20 protein-coding genes and 1 pseudogene are annotated in these 20300 nt (G+C 69.1%); 14 read left to right on the forward strand and 7 right to left on the reverse strand.

Features of this window, described 5'->3' with window-relative positions:
• Positions 1-22: 22 nt before the first annotated feature.
• From LI92_RS07470 to LI92_RS23695, 7 genes and pseudogenes are all read left to right on the forward strand, one after another.
• A pseudogene (locus LI92_RS07470) lies at positions 23-241 on the forward strand (oxidoreductase dimerization domain-containing protein); the annotation flags it as partial.
• Between the two features lie 62 nt (positions 242-303).
• Entirely contained in the window at positions 304-2016 is a 1713-nt protein-coding gene (locus LI92_RS07475) for a glycerol-3-phosphate dehydrogenase/oxidase (protein WP_046317638.1), read from the forward strand.
• 200 nt (positions 2017-2216) lie between these two features.
• On the forward strand, positions 2217-3251 hold the full coding sequence (locus LI92_RS07480) for a hypothetical protein (RefSeq protein WP_286134923.1): 1035 nt from the start codon (positions 2217-2219) through the stop codon (positions 3249-3251).
• 94 nt (positions 3252-3345) lie between these two features.
• Positions 3346-3555 carry a hypothetical protein gene (locus LI92_RS22970; RefSeq protein ID WP_152665372.1) on the forward strand — a complete coding sequence of 70 codons (210 nt, stop codon included), beginning with the start codon at positions 3346-3348 and terminating at the stop codon, positions 3553-3555.
• A gap of 166 nt (positions 3556-3721) precedes the next feature.
• Positions 3722-4618: a hypothetical protein gene (locus tag LI92_RS07485; protein WP_152665373.1), complete on the forward strand. Its 897-nt coding sequence runs from the start codon at positions 3722-3724 to the stop codon at positions 4616-4618.
• Between the two features lie 131 nt (positions 4619-4749).
• Positions 4750-5622, forward strand: a complete 873-nt coding sequence (locus LI92_RS07490) for a pseudouridine synthase (protein WP_082109611.1) — start codon at positions 4750-4752, stop codon at positions 5620-5622.
• 69 nt (positions 5623-5691) lie between these two features.
• On the forward strand, positions 5692-6132 hold the full coding sequence (locus LI92_RS23695) for a hypothetical protein (protein WP_286134924.1): 441 nt from the start codon (positions 5692-5694) through the stop codon (positions 6130-6132).
• A 52-nt stretch (positions 6133-6184) separates the two neighbouring features.
• On the opposite strand, the gene nei2 is transcribed toward LI92_RS23695, so the two are convergent.
• Together nei2 and LI92_RS07505 are read right to left on the reverse strand one after the other, a co-directional pair.
• Positions 6185-6934, reverse strand: a complete 750-nt coding sequence (nei2, locus tag LI92_RS07500; RefSeq protein ID WP_046317644.1) for an endonuclease VIII Nei2 — start codon at positions 6932-6934, stop codon at positions 6185-6187.
• Positions 6934-11400, reverse strand: coding sequence for a DEAD/DEAH box helicase (locus LI92_RS07505; protein WP_046317646.1), 4467 nt, complete (start codon positions 11398-11400; stop codon positions 6934-6936). The genes nei2 and LI92_RS07505 overlap by 1 nt, the downstream gene beginning before the upstream one ends.
• 98 nt (positions 11401-11498) lie before the next feature.
• On the opposite strand from LI92_RS07505, the gene LI92_RS07510 reads away from it, so the two are divergent.
• Positions 11499-11891, forward strand: a complete 393-nt coding sequence (locus LI92_RS07510) for a hypothetical protein (protein WP_052740728.1) — start codon at positions 11499-11501, stop codon at positions 11889-11891.
• Positions 11892-11940: 49 nt separating this feature from the next.
• On the opposite strand, the gene LI92_RS07515 is transcribed toward LI92_RS07510, so the two are convergent.
• From LI92_RS07515 to mbp1, 3 genes are all read right to left on the reverse strand, one after another.
• Complete coding sequence (locus LI92_RS07515) at positions 11941-12237, reverse strand: hypothetical protein (RefSeq protein WP_046317649.1); 297 nt, start codon at positions 12235-12237, stop codon at positions 11941-11943.
• A 22-nt stretch (positions 12238-12259) separates the two neighbouring features.
• The gene (locus tag LI92_RS07520; protein ID WP_046317651.1) at positions 12260-12934 is read right to left on the reverse strand and encodes a winged helix-turn-helix transcriptional regulator; all 675 of its coding nucleotides are present in this window, start codon (positions 12932-12934) and stop codon (positions 12260-12262) included.
• A gap of 139 nt (positions 12935-13073) precedes the next feature.
• Entirely contained in the window at positions 13074-13313 is a 240-nt protein-coding gene (gene mbp1, locus LI92_RS07525) for a microaggregate-binding protein 1 (protein WP_046317653.1), read from the reverse strand.
• A 146-nt stretch (positions 13314-13459) separates the two neighbouring features.
• Here mbp1 and LI92_RS07530 point away from each other — a divergent pair, with 146 nt between their 5' ends.
• The 4 genes from LI92_RS07530 (at position 13460) to LI92_RS07545 (ending at position 15801) form a co-directional block, all read left to right on the forward strand.
• Positions 13460-13831: a hypothetical protein gene (locus LI92_RS07530; protein ID WP_046317655.1), complete on the forward strand. Its 372-nt coding sequence runs from the start codon at positions 13460-13462 to the stop codon at positions 13829-13831.
• Positions 13832-14020: 189 nt separating this feature from the next.
• On the forward strand, positions 14021-14332 hold the full coding sequence (gene usfY / locus LI92_RS07535; RefSeq protein ID WP_046317657.1) for a protein UsfY: 312 nt from the start codon (positions 14021-14023) through the stop codon (positions 14330-14332).
• A 246-nt stretch (positions 14333-14578) separates the two neighbouring features.
• A complete protein-coding gene (locus tag LI92_RS07540; protein ID WP_046317660.1) occupies positions 14579-15016 on the forward strand; it encodes an ATP-binding protein in 438 nt (145 codons plus the stop codon).
• The gene (locus tag LI92_RS07545) at positions 15013-15801 is read left to right on the forward strand and encodes an RNA polymerase sigma factor SigF (protein ID WP_046317662.1); all 789 of its coding nucleotides are present in this window, start codon (positions 15013-15015) and stop codon (positions 15799-15801) included. Before LI92_RS07540 ends, LI92_RS07545 begins: the two co-directional genes overlap by 4 nt.
• 3 nt (positions 15802-15804) lie before the next feature.
• Here LI92_RS07545 and LI92_RS07550 read toward each other — a convergent pair whose 3' ends face one another.
• The gene (locus tag LI92_RS07550) at positions 15805-17310 is read right to left on the reverse strand and encodes an FAD-dependent oxidoreductase (RefSeq protein ID WP_046317664.1); all 1506 of its coding nucleotides are present in this window, start codon (positions 17308-17310) and stop codon (positions 15805-15807) included.
• A gap of 119 nt (positions 17311-17429) precedes the next feature.
• Here LI92_RS07550 and LI92_RS07555 point away from each other — a divergent pair, with 119 nt between their 5' ends.
• On the forward strand, positions 17430-18014 hold the full coding sequence (locus LI92_RS07555; protein ID WP_046317666.1) for a hemerythrin domain-containing protein: 585 nt from the start codon (positions 17430-17432) through the stop codon (positions 18012-18014).
• Between the two features lie 47 nt (positions 18015-18061).
• Here the strand turns inward: LI92_RS07555 and LI92_RS07560 are convergent, their stop codons facing one another.
• Entirely contained in the window at positions 18062-18952 is an 891-nt protein-coding gene (locus tag LI92_RS07560; protein WP_046317667.1) for a manganese catalase family protein, read from the reverse strand.
• 156 nt (positions 18953-19108) lie between these two features.
• Here LI92_RS07560 and LI92_RS07565 point away from each other — a divergent pair, with 156 nt between their 5' ends.
• Positions 19109-20287 (forward strand): alcohol dehydrogenase catalytic domain-containing protein, encoded by a 1179-nt coding sequence (locus LI92_RS07565; RefSeq protein WP_046317669.1) that lies wholly within the window; start codon positions 19109-19111, stop codon positions 20285-20287.
• Positions 20288-20300: the final 13 nt, after the last annotated feature.

Here is a 20300-nt window from a genome sequence, read left to right on the forward strand (position 1 = left end):
CAGATGTGTATAAGAGACAGACGGATTCCTCAAGCTGTTCTGCCGGCCGGCCACCGGCACGGTGATCGGCGGCGTGGTGGTCGCCCCGATCGCCTCGGAGCTGATCCTGCCGATCGCGCTGGCGGTGCAGAACCGGATCACCGTGGCCGATCTGGCGCAGACGCTGGCGGTGTATCCCTCGCTGTCGGGGTCGCTCACCGAAGCGGCCCGGCGGCTGATGACCCATGACGACCTCGACTGAGCGGTGGTGCTCAAGCGCGCGTCACGGCTCGTCCGCGCCGGCGGCCACGTAGCCTGACATACGTGAGCACGCTGGGACCGGACCAACGAGCACGAGCCTGGGAACGACTGGGCGCTGAGCAGTTCGACGTAGTGGTGATCGGCGGCGGTGTGGTGGGCACCGGTTGCGCGCTCGACGCCGCCACCCGCGGCCTGAAGGTGGCGCTGGTCGAGGCGCGGGACTTCGCCGCCGGGACCTCGAGCCGAAGCTCGAAGATGTTCCACGGCGGTCTGCGCTACCTCGAGCAGCTGGAGTTCGGCTTGGTGCGCGAGGCACTGCACGAGCGCGAGCTGTCGCTGACCACCCTGGCGCCGCACCTGGTCAAGCCGCTGCCGTTTCTGTATCCGCTGACCCGGCGGTGGTGGGAGCGGCCGTACGTGGCCAGCGGGATCTTCCTCTACGACCAGTTGGGCGGGGCGAAGTCAGTTCCCGCCCAACGTCATCTGACTCGTGCGGGCGCTTTGCGGCTGTGTCCGGGGCTGAAGCGCAGTGCGTTGATCGGCGGCATCCGCTACTACGACACCGTGGTCGACGACGCCCGCCACACCCTGACCGTCGCGCGCACCGCGGCGCACTACGGGGCGGTCATCCGCACCTCCAGCCAAGTCGTGGCGCTGCTGCGCGAAGGCGACCGGGTGACCGGGGTGCGGGTCCGCGATTCCGAGGACGGCGCCCTCACCGAGGTCCACGGGCACGTCGTGGTCAACGCCACCGGGGTGTGGACCGATGAGATCCAGGCGCTGTCGCGCCAGCGTGGCCGTTTCCACGTCCGGGCCTCCAAGGGCGTGCACATCGTGGTGCCGCGGGACCGGATCGTCTCGGAAGCGGCGATCATCCTGCGGACCGAGAAGTCGGTGCTGTTCGTGATCCCCTGGGGCACCCACTGGATCATCGGCACCACCGACACCGACTGGAATCTGGATCTGGCCCACCCCGCGGCCACCAAGGCCGACATCGACTATCTGCTGACCCACGTCAACACCGCGCTGGCCACCCCGCTCACCCACGCCGACATCGAGGGCGTGTACGCGGGCCTGCGGCCGCTGTTGGCCGGGGAGAGCGACGACACCTCGAAGTTGTCCCGCGAGCACGCGGTGGCCGTTCCGGCACCGGGCCTGGTGGCCATTGCGGGCGGCAAGTACACCACCTACCGGGTGATGGCCGCCGACGCGATCGACGCCGCCGCCGAGTTCGTCCCCACCCGGGTGGCGCCGTCGATCACCGAGAAGGTGCCGCTGCTGGGCGCCGACGGCTATTTCGCGTTGGTCAACCAGGCCGAGCACGTCGGTGCCAAACAGGGCCTGCACCCCTACCGGGTCCGGCACCTGCTCGACCGCTACGGCGCGCTGATCCACGAGGTCCTGGCGGTTGCCGACGAGCAGCCGGAGCTGCTGGACCCGATCGCCGAGGCACCCACCTACCTCAAAGTGGAGGTTGCCTACGCGGCTCTGGCCGAGGGGGCCCTGCATCTGGAAGACGTGCTGGCCCGGCGGACCCGGATCTCCATCGAGTACGCCCACCGCGGGGTGAACTGCGCCCAGGAGGTCGCGCAGGTGATGGCCGGGGTGCTCGGCTGGGACGATGCCGACGTGGAGCGGGAGGTGGCCAACTACGCCGCCCGGGTGGAGGCCGAGATCCTGTCCCAGGAGCAGCCCGACGACGCCTCGGCGGATGCGCTGCGGGCCAGCGCCCCCGAAGCCCGGGCCGAAATTCTGGAGCCGATTCCGCTTACCTGAACCTGGTGCCATTACTCAAGGTATTCGGGCCGCGCTAAATCCATCCATTTAGACCGTTATCAGCATTCACTTGTGTTTGACACACCTTCTCGACAGGGCTACCTTCCCCACATGAGCTGGATCACACGGGGGGTCCGGGCGCGGGGAAGGGGCAGCTCATGTGGGGTGGGGCGGCGGTGTGTAGCTCTCGGGAGCTCTCGGTGCGAGTTGGCGCGGCGATGGCCGCGACGGCGGTGGCGGCGGCCGGGCTGTTCGGTCTCGCCGGGGGCCGATCGCCGATCCTCCCCGGGGCCGCTTCGGCGGCGCAGCAACGCTTGGCGCTGACGGCTTACCCGACGTTCACCGAGAGCCTGCAGTCGCTGCTGGACGCGATGTCCCTCGGTGATCTCGATCAGGTGCTCGCCGCGTTCGGCGATGCGCCCGGGACGAACACCCCGCTGAGCGTGAGTACGGATGTGGCCGACGTACTGGCTGCTTTCAACCCCGACGGCACCACCTTGGCCGCGCTTGCCGACATCTTCGACATATCGCTGACCCAGCCGCTCTACAGTGCCAACCCCGCCATCCCGTCGTTGCTGGGCACCGGCAGTCTGTTCGTGGTGGACGGTGTGCCGATCGGCAACCTGGAGCTCGGCGAGCTGATCGACGTCGTGCTCGGCGAGGGTGCCGGCGAGCACTCGCTGACCGACCTGGCCGCCGCGGTCGGCTTGGGGCCGTTGCTCGGCCAGTACACGGGCTGGATCAACGCGTTCGGCCTGGAAAACCTGAACTATGTGAACTGCGGGATCGGCGGAATCCTGTGCAGCAGCCCGGACCTGACCGTCAACAGCTCGCTGGTGGACTGGCTGACCGCGTTCGTCACCGTGCCCACCACCGATGTCACCAGGCATGTCGCGGCCCTTTTCGGCCCGGGGACCACCACGGTCCTGACGGGAAGCGGCTACACCCTGGGGGAGTACCTGCACATCCTGCCCGTCAGCGCCACCAACAGCACCACCATGGACAACGCGTCCCTGGCGCTGCTCTTCGGCCTCAACCCCGCCCAGACCTGGGATCAGTTCCTGGCCGAGCTCCCGTTCGGGGGCACGCTGCTCGACCCGTCCGGCGAGACCTGGGGCGAGCAGAGCCTGGGCACCTTCCTGGCCAGCTTCCTGCCGGAGGACAGTGCGCTGGCGATCGCCGGCGACACCGCGGTCACCGACTTCCTGGTAGCCCTGGGCCTGCTGGCGGCCTAGCGGTCCCCGCCGGAAGGATCCGGCAGCGCCGTCGTGAACTGGTAGCGCGCCAGGTGCGCCCGGCCATTCTGCGATAAACCCGCGGGGCCTTGCTATGCATTTTGCTCCGGAGCAAAAGCGTCCGGGTATTTTTCGGGTTCCGTTACGTACCTATTGGCCGAAAACAATGGATGTTAACGTGGATCCGGTCACCGGTGTCGACGGATTGCATCCGGCCTATGGCAGCGTATTTGAAAAACCTGAATGTAATTTTGCGCCACTTGAACGTTCGCCGGAGCTCCTGGCAGCGCTCTGGCGGGCCTGATGCGGAGATGCAAGATCCTGAACTGGGAGTTCGCTGTGTGTTAGCCAAAGTGCTGACCAATCCTGCGTCCGTGTCGACGTTGACAACAGGCTGAGGCCATATTAAGTTAATGCCGATGTGAGAAACGCATCGTTGCATTTGTCGATCTCAGAAGGGGGACCTATTCATGTCTACATATTCCACTCTTGCCGCGCCGGCGGGGCCGCGCGGCTTTGTGGTGAAAGCCGGCGCGTTGATGGCGGGTACCGCCTTTGCCGGCGCGGCGCTTCTCGGCGGCACCGCTGTCGCTCCGGCGATCTCTGCGGGAATTTCGGCATCGGCACAACACGAGGTCATGCTGACCGCCGAGTACCCGACGTTCACCGAGAGCCTGCAGAGCCTGCTCGACGCCATCGAATTTGGCAACATCGGTCAGGTTCTGGGGATCTTCGGCGATGACATCGACACGACGACGACCCTCGCGGTGCTGCTCGCCGCGCTCAACCCCGACGACATGTCCCTGGACACCGCCACCTTGGGGTTCCTGTCCACTGACATCACCGCGCTGCTCGACGACGTCGACTTCGGCGGGTACCCGCTGGGGTCGGTTCCGATCACCGGGTTGATCGGCGGCTTCATCGGGGGGGACGGCGCTGCCACCGAACTCGGCACGCTGCTGGGCTACCTGGGACTGGGCGAGTTCGCAGGCCTGCTGAACATCCCGTTCACCGACCTCTCGCCGGAGACGACGGTGGCGGAGTTGCTCGAAGCCCTGCTGGGCATTGACGCGACGACCTCGCTCAACGACCTGCTGGACCAGAACGGCATGGAGGATGCCACCATCGGCGGCCTGTTGGGCATCAGCCCCGATCAGCTCGCGGCCGGCTGGGATTCCTTCGTGAGCAGCTTGGTTGTCGGCGGCACGCTCGCCGACCCCGACGGCATCGGCGAACTGGGCGATCAGACGCTGGGGTCTCTGCTGACCGCCTTGCTGGGCACCGGCGCCGATCCGGTGACCAACCTCACCACGCTGACCGACTTCCTGGGTGATCTGGGCCTGTTCGACATGCTCGGCCTCGGCTGAAAGCCGGCCGCGTTAAGCTCCATCGGCCACGCCCCCCGACGGTCGTGGCCGATGTGGTGCGCGGCTCCGTCCCGCCGTGGCGGCCGCGTACGCCGGGGGCCGCCGGCTGGGCCGGGGATAGGCTGCCGGTGATGAGTCGCCGACGTCGTGTCCCGCTCCCGGTGCGCGACGGGTTGGGGCCGGCCCGGTTGCGTCTGCACGGCGGGCCGGTGGAGGCCGAACTACGCGCCCGGTTCGGCCCGGCAACGGCGGCGAAGGTCGCCGCCGGGGAAGTGGTGACCGCGGACGGCTCACCGGTGGACGCCACGACTGTGCTGCCCGCCGGGTCTCACATCTTCATGTACCGGGACCTGCCCGAGGAGATCCCGGTACCTTTCGACATCCCGGTGCTCTACCGCGACGCAGACCTGGTGGTCGTCGACAAGCCGCACTTTCTGGCCACCATGCCCCGCGGCAGCCATGTGGCACAGACCGCCCTGGTCCGGTTGCGCCGCGAGCTGGACTCACCCGAGCTCAGTCCAGCCCACCGGCTGGACCGTCTGACCGCCGGGGTGCTGCTGTTCACCACACGCGCCGAGCTGCGCGGCCCGTATCAGACCCTGTTCGCCCGCGGGGCGGTGCGCAAGCAATACCTGGCGCGATCCGGCGCCGAGCCGATGGGGCCGTTTCCGCGGCTGGTGCGCAGCCGGATCGTCAAGCGCCGCGGTCAGCTCCAAGCCCGCGAAGAAGCCGGTGAACCGAACGCCGAAACGCTGGTGGAGTCACTGGGCGACGGCCGCTACCGGCTCACCCCGCGCACCGGGCGCACCCACCAGTTGCGGGTGCATATGGCCGCGCTCGGACTGCCGATCACCGGTGATCCGTTGTATCCGCAGATCCGCGAGGTCGCTGCTGCCGACTTCTCGCAACCGCTGCAACTGCTGGCCCAGCGGCTGGAGTTCGACGACCCGTTCACGGGGCGGCGACGGACCTTCGTCAGCGCACGTGACCTCGCCGCCGACTGACCCGGGTTTGCGCCCGGGCCGTCCCGGGTACAGGAAGGCACGACCAGAGCAGAGGGGAGTCTGATTCCGATGGCATACAGCAAGATGACGGTCGCGGTGCTCGGCAGCGCGATCGCGCTGGCGGCTGCGGGTTGCAACGGCGCCAAGGAAGAGGGGCCGTCCAGCACCACGACCACGACCACGATGACGACCACCATGACTGAGATGACAACCGAGCCGATGCCCGGCGGCCCGGGATCCGAATACCCCGGTGAGCCCGGCGGTGGCGGCCAGATTCCGGGTGGCCCGACCGGTGGTGGTGGACCCGGTGGGGGCGGCGGCCAGATTCCCGGTGGCCCGACGGGCGGTGGTGGACCCGGTGGGGGCAGCGGCCAGATTCCGGGCGGCCCGACCGGTGGTGGCGGGCCCGGTGGGGGCGGCGGCCAGATCCCTGGCGGCCCGACCGGCTGGGGCGGGCCCGGCGGCGGCGGCGGCTGCCTGCCCGGCGTGGGTTGCGGCGGCTGGCCGTGACCCCGGGGGCGCCGCCCATCCAACGCTGACCAACCGATTCAACGCCGCATACTCAACGCTGACACGCAGGGCACCAGAACCGGATCCGCTCGCCATTGCGGTCGGACTCCACGGGGGTCCCGCATCGTCGGCAGGGTGAGCCGTGGCGGCCGTAGACCCACAGGTGGCGTCCCCGCCGGGTGTCGCCGGTGGTGCAGCGTGTCGAGCGCAGGCGGTTTGCCCACAACATCTGACGGGCCAGCGCCACGAGCCGGCCCGGATCGCCGATGTCGCCGACCGGGGCGGTCGGCAGACGGCCGACGACGAAGCACAGCTCGTTGCAGAAGACGTTGCCCACTCCGGCCATCACCGTCTGATCCAGCAGCGCCGACGCCAGCGGTCGCTGCGGATCCGACATCAGGCGAGCGGTGGCCGTTGCCGGATCCCAGTCGTCTCCGAGCAGGTCCGGTCCCAGGTGGGCGACGGCCGCGCCGTCATGCCGGCGGTCCAACACCTCCAGGATTCCCAGATCGATGCCGGTGGCTCGGGTGGAGCCGGCCTCCAGGATGATGCGTGCCCGATGGTCGACGGGGTGGTGCCCGATCCGCCACCAGCCGTCCATCTTCAGGTGGGAATGGATGCTGGACGAGCCGACGCGAATGAAGAGGTGCTTGCCGCGGCTGATCACCTCATCGACCCGCTGACCGCTTAGATCGACCTCGGCGTAGCGGGGCACCCGGATATCGCAACGGGTCAAGGTCTTGCCCGCCAACGCCGTGGCGAGCATCGTTGCGGCGCGAAACACCGTGTCCCCCTCAGGCATCAGCGCATCCGTAATCCCCGCGGCGTCCGGGAGAACCCCGCTTCGGTCAAGGCATCCAGCGTCGGCGAATCGCGAACCTCGAGTACCGGAACACCGTCGAGGCGCTCGACGAGGATCCCGGCGACCCGTCGGTCGGCGATCAGCCGGGCCAGCGCCCCCGCGGCGGCGCGCTGCGCCGCGGCGTCCTCGGCGAAGTTCAGCAGCGACCGGCCGCCGCGCTCGACGAACCACGCCAACTCGCCGTCCACCAACACCACCAGCGCGCCCGCCTTACGGCCCGGCCGGGCTGTCCCGGGATGCGCCGGCCAGCTCAGCGCCGCACCGTAGGGGTTGGCCGGGTCGGCGGCAGCCATCGCCACCGCGTGATAGTCGGGCCGGGCCGGATCGAGGCCGTCGAGGTAACCCCGCAACCGGTCCACGGTGGAGGCCAGGGCGAACTGTGCCGCCCCCAGTGACTCGATGAAGTAGCCGCGCTGGCATTGCCCGGCATCCTCGAATGCGGTCAGGACTTTATAAAGGGTCGCGAAGCCGCCCGGCACGGCTTCGGCGGCGACCGCCCCGCGCGTGAGCACTCCATACCGGTGCAGCAGCAGTTCGGCGGTGTGGTGCGCGCGCAGCGTCGAATCCACTTCGGGGGCCGGCAGGGCCGACCACCGTCCGGCAACCGCCGGGTCCGGCGCGCGGGCAGCGGCGTGCATGACGCTGTAACGGCTGCGCCGGGGTGGGCGTGCGCTGCGATGCGCCGGCGAGGCGCGCCGGGTGCCGGCTAACACCGCCCGCACCGGCGCGAAGGTGTCGCCGGTAACCCATCCCGCCCAGATCAGTTCCCACAAAGCGACTTTGAGATCGGCCTCACTCGCGTCGCCGCACAGCTGGCGGAAGAAGAACGCGCCCCCGCCGCGCAGCGCATCCAGAATCGTGCGGTGGCTGTCGCGGAAATCGAGCGGTGCGCCAGGCGCCAGGGTCAGCGGCGCGGACTCGGCGGTGTGAAAACAGATCCAGCCGTCGGCTGCCGGGCTACTGCCGGCGGGAGCACCCGCCCCCGACCAGAGCACCTCCCCGGATGCCAGCAGCTCATCGAGCATGGCCGGCGCATAGTCGCGCACCCGCTGCCCGAAGATCAACGGCTCGACCGCCGACGCGGGCAGCGGGACGCCGCTCAGTTGCTCGATCACCCCGGCCAGCCCGTCGACACCGCCGGCCACGGCATCCGGCCCGCCGAGCTGCTGCCAGGCCGGAAGGAAGCGGCCGTAAGCGCCCGGTGAGACCGGCTCGATGGCCGAGCGCAGCGCGGCCAGTGATCGGCGGCGCAGAATCCGCAACACCTCGGCGTCGCACCACTGGTCGCCCGGGGAGTCGGGAAAGTCGGCGAATTCCCCGCGCACCACCCGGCCGTCGGCGGCCAGGCGCCCCAGCGCATCGGCCGCCACGCGAACCCCCAGGCCGAAACGGTGCGCGGCTTGGCCGGTGGTGAACGGCCCCCGGGTGCGGGCGAAGCGGCCCAGCAGCTCGCCCAGCGGGTCGGCGACCGGCTCGGTGAAGCCGGCCGGAACCCCTGGCGGCACCGCGACTCCCAGGCCGTCCCGCAGCCGGCCGATGTCCTCGATCGCCACCCACCATCGGTGGCCGGCGAACGCCACCGTCAGCACCCGCCGGGCACTGTGCAGATGCTCCAGCCAACCACCGATCTCGGCGCCGGCGGCCCGGGCGCTGATCTCTTCGGCGGTGAGCGGACCGAGCAGCCGCAGCAGGTCGGCGACCCCCTCGGCATCACGGGCCGCCTTCTCCGGCGTCAGGTGCTGCAGCTGCGCGGTGACGCCTGCGACCACCGCGGTGTCGAGCAGTTCGCGCAGCTCGACCCGGCCCAGCAGTTGCGCCAGCAATGTGGGGTCCAGCGACAGTGCCGCCGCGCGGCGCTCGGCCAACGGGCTGTCGCCTTCGTAGATGAATGCCCCGACGTAGCCGAACAACAGCGACGCCGCGAACGGCGACGGGGTCGCGGTCTCCACCTGGGACACCCGCACCCGGCGTTGGGCGATGCGGGTCATCAGCGCGGTCAGCGCGGGGACGTCGTAGACGTCCTGGAGGCACTCGCGCACGGTTTCGAGCACGATCGGAAAAGCAGGGTATTTGCGTGCGACGTCGAGCAGCTGAGCGGCCCGCTGGCGTTGCTGCCATAACGGCGTGCGGCGACCCGGGTGCCGGCGCGGCAACAGCAACGCCCGGGCCGCGCATTCGCGGAACCGGCTGGCGAACAGTGCCGAACCGCCCACCTCGGCGGTGACGATCGGCTCGATCTCGTCGGCGTCGAACACGAACAGCGCTGCTCCGGGGGCCTCGGTGTCGGCGGCGTCGGGCAGCCGGACCACGATGCCGTCGTCGGAGGCGGTCGGCTTCTCGTCGATGCCGTAGCGGTCGCGCAGCCGGCGGCCCACCGCCAGCGCCAGCGGCCCGTGTACCCGCAGCCCGTACGGGGAGTGCAGCACCACCCGCCAGTCACCGAGCTCGTCGCGGAACCGCTCCACCACCAGCGTGGTGTCGGTGGGCACCGTTCCGGTCGCGGTGCGCTGATCGTCGAGCAGGCGCCGCAGATTGTCCGTCGCGTAGGAATCGAATCCCAGATCCGCGCAGCGCCGATCGAATGCCGCGCTGTCCAGGGCGGCCAACTCGCCGGTGAAGGCGCCCAGCGCGGCGCCCAGCTCGGCCGGCCGTCCGACACCGTCGCCGTGCCAGAACGGCAGCCGGCCGGGCTGTCCGGGCGCCGGCGCGACCAGCACCCGGTCATGGGTGATCTCGGTGATCCGCCAGCTGGTGGCCCCCAGCGCGATGACATCGCCGGGCCGCGACTCATAGACCATCTCCTCGTCGAGTTCGCCTACCCTGGAAGGCTTTTCCGAACCCGCCAGGTACACCGTGAACAGACCGCGGTCGGGGATGGCGCCGCCGGAGGTGACGGCCAACCGTTGGGCGCCGGGCCGGCCGGTGAGGGTGCCGTGGTCCCGGTCGTAGACCAGCCGGGGCCGCAGCTCGGCGAATTCGGTCGACGGGTATTTGCCGGAAAGCAGATCCAGCGTCGCCTCGAAGACCTCGCGCGTCAACGTGGCGAACGGAGCGCTGCGGCGTACGGTGTCGAACCACACTTCGGCGTCCAGCGGTTCCAGAGCTGCCGCGGCCACGGTGTGTTGAGCCAGGATGTCGAGCGGATTGGCCGGTACGCACAGGGTCTCGATCTGACCGGCAAGCATGCGCTGCACCGCGACCGCGCAGCCGAGCAGATCTGTGCGGTGCTTGGGAATCAGTACCCCCGAGGAGATCTCGCCCACCTGATGTCCGGCGCGACCGACGCGCTGCAGCCCGCTGGCGACCGACGGCGGCGCCTCGATCTGGATCACCAGGTCCACAGCGCCCATGTCGATGCCCAGCTCCAGGCTCGAGGTCGCCACCACCGCGCGCAGCCGCCCGCTTTTGAGGTCCTCCTCGACATCGGCCCGGGTCTGCAGCGATACCGAGCCGTGGTGTGCCCGTGCCAGCGGGGCCGTCGGGGCGTCGGCGCACCGCTGGGCGGCAATCTCGTTGATGCGTGCAGTGAGTCGCTCGGCCAGGCGGCGGGAGTTCGCGAACACGATGGAGGACCGGTGCGCTTCGATCAGGTCGACGATGCGCTCCTCGACCTCGGGCCACACGGTGCCCTCCGCCGGGTTGGCCATGTCGGGTACCGGGACCTGAACCGTCAGCTCGAACGTCTTGGCGGCCGGGGGAGCGACGATCGTGGTGGGCGATTGTCCGGACAGGAACCTGGCGACCTCTTCGGGAGGCCGCACGGTGGCGCTCAACCCGATCCGCTGGGCGGGCCGGGCCTGGTGGCCCTCCCGGCTCGCGGCGGCCAGTGCGTCGAGGCGCTCCAACGACAGCGCCAGGTGGGCGCCGCGCTTGGTTCCGGCGACCGCGTGCACCTCGTCGACGATCACCGTGCGCACTCCGCTCAGCGTCTCGCGCGCCGCGGACGTGAGCATCAGAAACAGCGACTCCGGGGTGGTGATCAAGATGTCGGGTGGATCGGCGATCAACGCCCGGCGCCGCGCGGGGGGCGTGTCGCCGGAGCGCACTCCGACGGTGATGCCGGGAACGGGCAGGTCGCGGTGCGCGGCCATGCGGGCGATGCCGGCCAGCGGAGTGCGCAGGTTGCGCTCGACGTCGACCGCCAGCGCCTTGAGCGGCGAGATGTAGAGCACTCGGGTGCCCCCACCGGGCCGGGTGGTCAGTTGGTCGAGTGCCCAGAGGAACGCTGCCAGGGTTTTGCCGGATCCGGTGGGGGCGACCACCAGGGTGTTGTGGCCGTCGGCGATCGCCGACCAGGCCTGCTCCTGCGCCGGGGTGGGCGCGGTGAAGGTATTGGTGAACCAGTCTCGGGTCAGTGCCGAGAAACGCGCCAGCCCGGCCGGGGCTTCTCGGGCGTGCGGGCTCATCTGGCCATCGTGCCAAGTTCTGCGCGGTGATGCCCGGTGCTGCGGTTTTGGGCCCGGGATGGCCGGGTATCCGCAGCCCAGTCAGCTGGGGGGCAGGCATGAAGATTCTGGATGCGACGGCGGCGACCGTCCGGCCGATATTCACCGACGTTGTGCCCGGCGGCCGGGCATCGCCGCCGGAGAAGCCGTGCCGCGACTGGACGTGGGCCAACTGGGCGCTGTCGCTGCTGACCGCACCGGCTGCTGCGCTGCTGATGGCATTCGCGCTGGCCAGGGTCTCCGGCATGGCGTTGTGCACCAAGGCGGCCTGCCCGGAACTCAAGGTGCACGGGGCGTTGTTCGGTCTGCTCTACCACGGCGCCGCGGCGGTGGCCGCCGTCACGCTGTTCCTCGCGTTCTTCTGGGCGACCTGTCGCCGCGGGATCGCGGTCTGGGTCTCCGGTTGGGCGCTGCTGCTGGCCGACCTGGCGGTCTTGATCGCGGTGTTCTGAGGCGCCAACGGGTCGCGCCGCGCGCTCACTCCTCGATGGTGAAGAACGACTAGCCGTCCTCGGGGGTGCCGGAGACCTGAGCGCGGTGCCGGCCCCCGCCGGAGCCCTCCTCGGGGACCTCTGCGGCTCCGTCGGCCGGGGGGCGGATCTCATCGGGCTGCTCGGCAGCCAGTTTGTCGTCCAACGACTCATGGAGCGTCGAATAATCGCCCTGCCACCGATCGGGTGCGGTGACGGTCGCATCACCGTCGTCGTTGCGGAGTTCGTCGGAGTCGGTGGCCTCCTCCGGCGGCAGTGTGTCGTAGCCGTCAGGGTCCCCGGCATCGAGATCGGGACGGTCGGTCATCGTCTGTTGCACCCTCTCGTTCTCAATTGGCGATGGGCCATTGCGCCCGACGCGGCTCGGGCGTCATGTAGCCCACCCCGCGCACGGTATCGACGATCGAGCCGGGTTCGGTCCCGAGTTTGGCCCGCAAGCGCTGGATGTGCACGTCGACTTTGCGCCGGCTGCCCTCGCCGCCCCACACCTCGCGGAGCAGCCGGGTGCGGGTGAACGCCTGGCCGGCATGCTGCACCAGATAGCTGAGCAGTTTGAACTCGGTGAGGGTGAGGCCGAGTTCCCGGTTGGCCAGGGACGCGGTGAAGCTGTCCGGGTGGATGACCAGTGCCCCGAATCGCACTGCGCTGTGGGCCGATCCGGTTCGGCGCGCCAGCGCCCGATGCAGACGCGCGTTGGCCTCAAGCGGCCCGGCGGTCGACACCAGTACGTCATCCACCGGCCAGTCGAGGTCAACGGTGGCGAAGTCCTCGGCGGTCACCACGGCCACGACCGCAGGCCCGAGATCCCAGGCCGCGATCTTGCGACAGCTCTCGCGGGCACTGCACACGTCCGAGGAGCCGTCCACCACCACCGCTTCGGCGCTGTTGCAGTCGGCCGGCCGGGCGATGGCCAACGGTGCGCGGACCAGCGAATGCCCGAAAGCGCGCAACCCCGACAGCGACTTCTCGAACTCGTCGCTGTCGGTCAGTAAGAGGATCTCCATGGTTGGCTCCGACTCGTGGATGCATTCGCCGTCAAGGCTTTCAGTACCCGCTTCTAATACCCGGTTTGCCGGGGGCGTAACCGCCGGAAGTAGCGACAGACCCGGCCCGCCTGGCAGACCGGGCCTGTCCTCCCTCGGGCTACTGGTGGGACCGTTGGCGCGCCTCGGCGGCCTTCGCGCCCGCCCGGGCCGACTCCGCCTCGGCCTGGTGCTTGGCGGCGTCGCGCTGCGCCTCGCCCTTGTCCTGCTGCGCCCGGCCCTCGCGGACCGTCTCGTCGTCGCCGGTAACGGTTCCGATCACTTCCTTGGCCTTGCCCTTGACGCCCTCCACGGCGCCTCGGATGCCGTCCTTGGCGGCGCGGCTCTTCTCGTCGGACATACATGCTCCCTTCGTAATGTGGCGGGCCTACGCGGTGTCCGGGTCCGCCACAGTGGCAGGGCTTCCCGGGCCGCCGCGCGCTCAAACGTTGAACCCAGCGTTGAATCTTCTTGACGCAGCGGGCATCAGCGCGGACGGTGGGAGACGTGGAACCATCGCAATCTGCTCGCCGCGGTGATCGGCTGGGGCAGGAGGACCAGGAGGTTCGGGCGGCCATCCGATTCGCCGGGGTGGTCGTCGTCGCGGCGTTGGTGTTCGTCGTCGTGGCCGTGCTGTGGGTGGGTTCTTGTGATCCGGCGTCGGCGTCGGCAGGGTGCACACGGCCGTATCGGATCGTGCTCGCCGCCGGCGCTCCGGCGATCCTGGCCGCCGGCGCGCTGCGGGCCTTCGCGCGTACCTACCGGGTTTGGCGGGAGCGGGGAACGTGGTGGGGCTGGCAGGGCGCGGGCTGGCTCTTGCTGACCTTGATGGTCGCCGTGGTGATGATGAGCACCGTGCCGATCATCGGCATGGGTTGACCGCGGTCGTCGTCCCTGATCATCGCCCGACACCTCGCTGTTGTGTCGCTGTGAACCTGCTGCGGGCCAGGGCCTGAGTCGGCCGTATCGGCCTACGATTGTTGGCAGGTCGCGGTCGGGGGCGCACTCTGGAAATCAGTGGAGTTCCCGGGGCGACTTTTACGGTCTGCGCGCAGGAGGAGGATCGCGATGGGCGACACATTCCATGATCCCGTCGACCATGTCCGGACGACCCGGCCCCATGCGGGCCGCGCCATGATCGACGTCTTGGGCTGGCCCGGTTACTCCCTGCTGGTGGTGGGGATGGTGGCCGCAATCGCCTGCCTCGCCGCATTCGGAACCGGTCATGACCGCCAGGGGGTGGAGGTGGCGGTCCTGGCAGTGCTCGCGGCCAGCCTCGGCGCGATATGGCTGCTGATCGAACACCGCCGGATCGGCAGGGTGAACCGGCAGTGGCACCTGGCACACGCGGAGGCGCCTCGGCAGCCCTCCAGACGCTGACCCGGGGGGTCACGGCGGCCCGGCCGGGTGTCGTCCCGGCCGGGCCGCTGCGTGGCTGGGGCAGGGATCAGGATTGAACTACGCGGGCAGGGGGTACAGACGTTCCATGACTGATCTTTGGGCAGTCGGCGTGCGATGTTGACGATTTCTGCAGAGGGCGGGATGCGACAGGGCCTGCGGGCGAGGGTGGTGAGCAGTCGAATGACACGCAGCAGTAGTCTCGGTCCGATTCCGCCGGGAGGCCTCATGACCGACATCCACAGTGACCCGACCGAGCGGTCGTGCAGTGAACGGGCAGTTGAGCTGCGGGTCTCACCCAGACTGGAAAGTCTGGCGGTGGTGCGCATGCTTGTCGGGGCGATCGCCACATTCGAGGATCTCGACGTCGACACCGTCGCCGACCTGCGGCTGGCGATCGACGAACTGTGTACCCAGCTGATCCGCAGCGCGGCGCCCGGCGCCATGCTGACGGTGGTCGTCGACCCGCACGACGACCGGGTCACCATCCAGGCGTCGGCAGCCGGTGACGGGGCCGGCGTGCTGGCCCCGGGAAGTTTCAGCTGGCACGTCCTGACCTCCCTGGTCGATGACGTGCAGACGTTTCGGGGCGGCCATGAGTCCGACAGCCCGGGTGAGGTATTCGGGGTCACGCTGACAACCCTCCGGGCGGACTCCGAGCGGTGAGTCCGCGTGCCGCCGACAGCGGCTCACAGTCCGGCTCGGAGTATGCCGATGTCGGCGATATGTTTCGGGAGCTGGCGCAGTACGAACCCGGGTCGCCGGACTTCCGCAATCGCAAAGACAAGATCGTCGAACGATGCCTGCCGCTGGCGGATCACATCGCTCGCCGGTTCGAGGGACGCGGCGAGTTGCGAGACGACTTGGTTCAGGTCGCGCGGGTGGGTCTGGTCAACGCCGTGACGCGCTTCGACGTCGAGACCGGTTCGGACTTCGTCTCTTTCGCTGTTCCGACCATCATGGGCGAGGTCCGCCGCCACTTCCGCGACAACAGTTGGTCGGTCAAGGTGCCCCGCCGGCTCAAGGAACTGCATCTGCGGCTGGGCATGGCGACCGCTGAACTGTCCCAGCGGCTGGGCAGGGCGCCCACCGCCTCGGAACTGGCGACCGAGTTGGAGCTGGGCCGTGACGAGGTGGTGGAAGGACTGGTTGCGGGAAGCTCCTACAACACGTTGTCCATCGACGGCGGCGGCAGTTCGGATGAGGACGACGTCCGTTCGATCGCGGACACGCTCGGTGACGTCGATGCCCGGATGAACCGGATTGAAGATCGAGAGGCTTTGCGGCCCTTGCTGGAAGCCCTGCCGGAACGTGAACGCACCGTGCTGGTGCTGCGGTTCTTCGAGTCGATGACCCAGACGCAGATCGCGGAACGGGTCGGTATCTCGCAGATGCATGTGTCTCGCCTGCTGGCAAAGTCGCTGGCGAAGTTGCGCGACCAGCTGCAGTAGGGCTCAGCTGCCGGCGGTCAGGCCGCGGGTGGCCGGTCCTTCCAGCAGAGCGCCGTCGGGGGCGAAACGCGAGCCATGCAGCGGGCACTCCCAGGCCAGGTCGGCGTCATTCCAGGTGACGATGCCGCCCAGATGCGGGCAGACCGGTGAGAGGCGGTGCTCTACGCCGTCCACCCGGCACTGGGCCTGCAGGTGCCACGGGGGACCGCTGACCACACCGGCGTCCTTACCCAAGACGTGCTGGCCGATGTGCGTCGTCGGCATGATCCAGCCCTTGGCCAGATTGAGGCCGACCGCGAAATTGGCCGCCGCGGCTTCCGGCAGCCCGCGGAGCTCGCGCGGGCTCCAGCTGGCGAACGCCCGGTCCCAGGAGGGTCGCTCGCCGAGCAGCCGGCCCGACAACGCCAGTGCCGCGGCCGCCCCGTTGGTCATGCCCCACTTGTTGAAACCCGTCGCCACGTAAGTGGTGTCGTTTCCGGGCAGGATCGGCCCGACATAGGGGAGCTCGTCGACGGGGGCGTAGTCCTGCGCCGACCACAGGTGCGTGCGGGTCGCGCCCGGGTAATGCCGGACTGCCCACGACTCCAGCTCGGCGAGCGCATCGATCGGGTACTTCTCGCGTCCGACGGTGTGCCCGGCCCCACCGACCAGCAGGCGCCGCGAGCCGTCGACCGGGGCGTAACGCAGCGATCGGGTCGGCGAATCGGTGGAGATCATCATCGGCCGGGTGATCTCGCCGGGCACCTCGAACGCCATGCAGTAGGACCGCTTGGGCTTGACCCGGGCGAAGTAACCACCGCGGTCCAGGATCGGGATTCCGGTGGCCAGTATCAGCTGGTTGGCATGCACCTCTGTCTGGCCGCGCGGGCCGTTGACCTCCAGGTTAAGGCCGTGGTTTTTACTCGAAACACGCTGAACACGTGCGTGTTCCAGCAGTTGCCCGCCATGTGTGAGCAGTTCTGCACGCAGAGCGTCCAGGAACGGCATCGGGTCGAACTGTGCCTGCTCGCCCAGTCGCACGCCGCCGTGGTAGCTGAACGGTACGTCGGCGTGCGGCTCCCACGTCACCGGCAGGCCCAGTGCGCGGCAGGCCTCGAACTCCGCGCGCGCGGCCGCGACCCCCCGCGCGGACTGCGCGAAGCTGTAGGCGTCCTCGCGCTGGACCGCGACCCCTGCCGCCGCGCAGAAATCCAGCAGCCAGTCCTGTCCGGCGCGGTTGCCCTCCAGGTACTCCCCGGCCAGGCGTTTGCCCTGTTTGGCCCAGATCGCCGACAGTTGCGTGCCCTGCAGCAGGCTGATCTTGGCGGTGGTGTTGCCGGTCGCGCAGGAACCGACGGTCCGGGCCTCCAGCACCAGCACGTCGCGTCCGGCCCGCGCCAGCAGCACCGCGGTCATCAGGCCGGTGATACCGGCGCCTGCCACCACCACGTCGGCGAGCCCGGGCAGGTCTTCGGGAGTACCCGAGTGCGGTGAGGTCGTGATCCGGTCGGCCAGCCACAAGGACGTCATGTTCGATCAGTACCCCGCGCGAAGCCGGTAAAACGTGCCGGTTTCGGTCCCCTCCGGGTGGGTATGCGACCGAGCGGGTTCGGAGCCGGACTCATCACCGACCCGGGGAGGGAAAACCCATGGACGCATTGAGCTTTCTGCGCGCAGACCACGAAAGCGTATTGGGGATGCTGGAGGTTCTCGACGGCGCGCCGCGCGGCGACGGTGCGCAGCAGAGCGGGTTGGGGACCATGGTCACCAACCTGGTGATCGCCGAGTCCCAGCACGAGGCGGTCGAGGAGCAGTTGTTCTGGCCTGCTGTCCGTGCTGCGCTCGACGACGGAGACCATCTGGCCGACCACGCCATCGCGCAGGAGGAGGCCGGCAAGCAACTGCTGCAAGAGCTGGAGCACGGCCACCCCGGCGAGCCCGACTTTCACCGTGCGCTCGAAGAATTCATCGCCGCGGCCCGCGAACACATCAGCTACGAGGAGACCGTGGTGTGGCCGCGATTCGCTGCGGCCCTCGGTGCTGAGGACCTCGAGAAGCTGGGCGACAGACTGCAGGCCGCGAAGAAGATTGCCCCGACCCGGCCGCACCCCAATGCCCCGTCGGGGGGCCTGGCCCAGAACACGCTGGGCCTGGCCGCCGCCGCCGCCGACCACCTGCGCGACCGGCTCAGCGGCCGGGCCGCCGACAACCCGCCCGACGCCCCCAAGACCTGAACCGGCCCTCGCCGGCGGGCGCTTGGGGGCGATGGGTAGATCTGGTACTACGTTGTAGCGCTGTGTTGTTCGTGCGCAAAGGGCTTGTCGGCATGGACCGCGGGGCTGCCCTCAGGGTTGTCCTGCGGGCCGCGGTTGCGTCGTACGGAGCCGTCGAGCCACTCGCGAGTCGGCGTCTTGATGTACTCCCACTCCATGCCCTGCGGCCACGGGCCCTGGCCCTGATTCCAGGGGCCGCGGCTGGACTCCCCTTCGGAGAGGTTGAACGCCACATTCTGGAAGCGCTCGTCGCCCGGTGCCTGGCCAGGCGGGAAGTTGACCGGCAACTCGTTGAGCGCAGCGGTGAACTGCTGGAAATGGGTGACCTCACGAGTCATCAGAAAGGTCAGGGTGTCCTGCACCCCGGGGTCATCGGTGAACTGCTTGAGGTATTCGTAGACCACCTTGGCCCGCGACTCGGCGCCGATGTTGCTGCGCAAGTCCACTGACGGGTCGCCGTTGGCGTTGATGTACGCGCCGGTGAACGGGGTGCCCGCGGCGTTACTGACGTGCGGCCCCCCACCGGTCTCCACGAAGTGCAGCGGATTGAGGGCGACGTGGTGCAGGAGCTGCTCTCGCCCGTCGTGACTGGCCACCGCCGGCATCCAGTCGCAGCGCTCATTGGCATTCTTCAGATCGTCGTTGAGGCCGTCGAGCAGCATGGTGATCAGCGACCCGACCATCTCCAGATGGCTCAGCTCCTCGGTGGCGATATCCATGAACAGGTCGTACATCTTGGGATTCTTGCGGCGCAGGATGAACGCCTGGGTGAAGTACTGGATCGCCGCCGCGAGTTCGCCGTTCTCGCCACCGAACTGCTCCTGCAACAGCCGGGCGAATCGCGGGTCCGGCCGATCCACTCGGACCTCGAACTGCATCTCTTTGTTGTGCACGAACATGGTGACTCCCTGGAGGTGACGCTGGAATGTTCCCTGCGGCTTACCCGCGTGCGCCACCGCCAAACCTCGCAGTGCAGAACGGCGAAAGCGCGTGGCAACGGGTTTGCATCGTGGAGGCCGGGGGTAGCCGGGCGGTGACACAATGGAGGCGACCTTATGCGGGCAGTCACATGGCAGGGCAAGCGCAAAGTCCAGGTGGACACCGTCCCGGATCCGAAGATCGAGCAGCCCACCGATGCCGTCATCGAGGTGACGACCACCAATATCTGCGGGTCCGACCTGCACCTCTACGAGGTGCTCGGTGCGTTCATGGACCCCGGCGACATCCTCGGGCACGAACCGATCGGAATTGTGGTCGAGGTAGGACGAGAGGTGAGCAACCTCAATCCGGGTGACCGGGTGGTCATCCCGTTCCAGATCGCCTGCGGCAACTGCGGCATGTGCCGCCGTGGGCTGCCGACCCAGTGCGACACCACCCGGGTGCGTGATCAGGACACCGGCGCGGCGCTGTTCGGGTATTCCAAGCTCTACGGCCAGGTGCCCGGCGCGCAGGCGCAGTACCTCCGGGTGCCGCAGGCTTCCTATACCCACATCAAAGTTCCTGACGGTCCGCCCGACTCCCGCTTCGTCTACCTCTCGGATGTGTTGCCGACCGCGATGCAGGCCGTGGAGTACGCGGCGATCCCCGAAGGTGGTTCGGTGACGGTGCTGGGACTGGGACCGATCGGTGACATGGCGGCCCGGATCGCCGCTCACCAAGGGGCCCGGGTGATCGGAGTGGACCGGGTGCCCGAGCGGCTGGGCCGGTTGTCGCGCCGTGGCATCGACGTCATCGACATGCGCGAGGTGTCTGATCTCGCCGCGGTGATCCGCGACAGGACCGCGGGGCAGGGGACCGATGCGGTGATCGACGCCGTGGGCATGGAGGCGCACGGCTCGGTGGGCGCCAAGGCAGTGCAGCAGCTGAGCTCGCTTCTGCGGGATCCCGTCGCCGCGCCGTTGATCAGCAGGGCCGGTATCGACCGGCTGGCCGCGCTGCACTCCGCGATCGAGATCGTGCGTCGCGGCGGCACCATTTCGGTGGTCGGAGTCTACGGCGGCAAGCTCGACCCGCTACCGATGTTCACCCTGTTCGACAAGCAGATCACGCTGCGGATGGGGCAGGCCAACGTCAAGCCGCGGGTCGACACCCTGATGGGGTGGCTGACCGACGACGACCCCCTTGGGGTCGACACCTTCGCCACCCACGAACTGCCGCTCGAGGCGGCCCCGCACGCGTACAAGATATTTCAGGAAAAGCGCGACGGCGCCGTGAAGATCACCCTCAAGCCGTAGGGCCGCCGGTTGC

It is taken from the genome of Mycobacterium sp. UM_Kg1, assembly GCF_000972925.1.
Taxonomy (GTDB): Bacteria; Actinomycetota; Actinomycetes; order Mycobacteriales; family Mycobacteriaceae; genus Mycobacterium; species Mycobacterium hiberniae.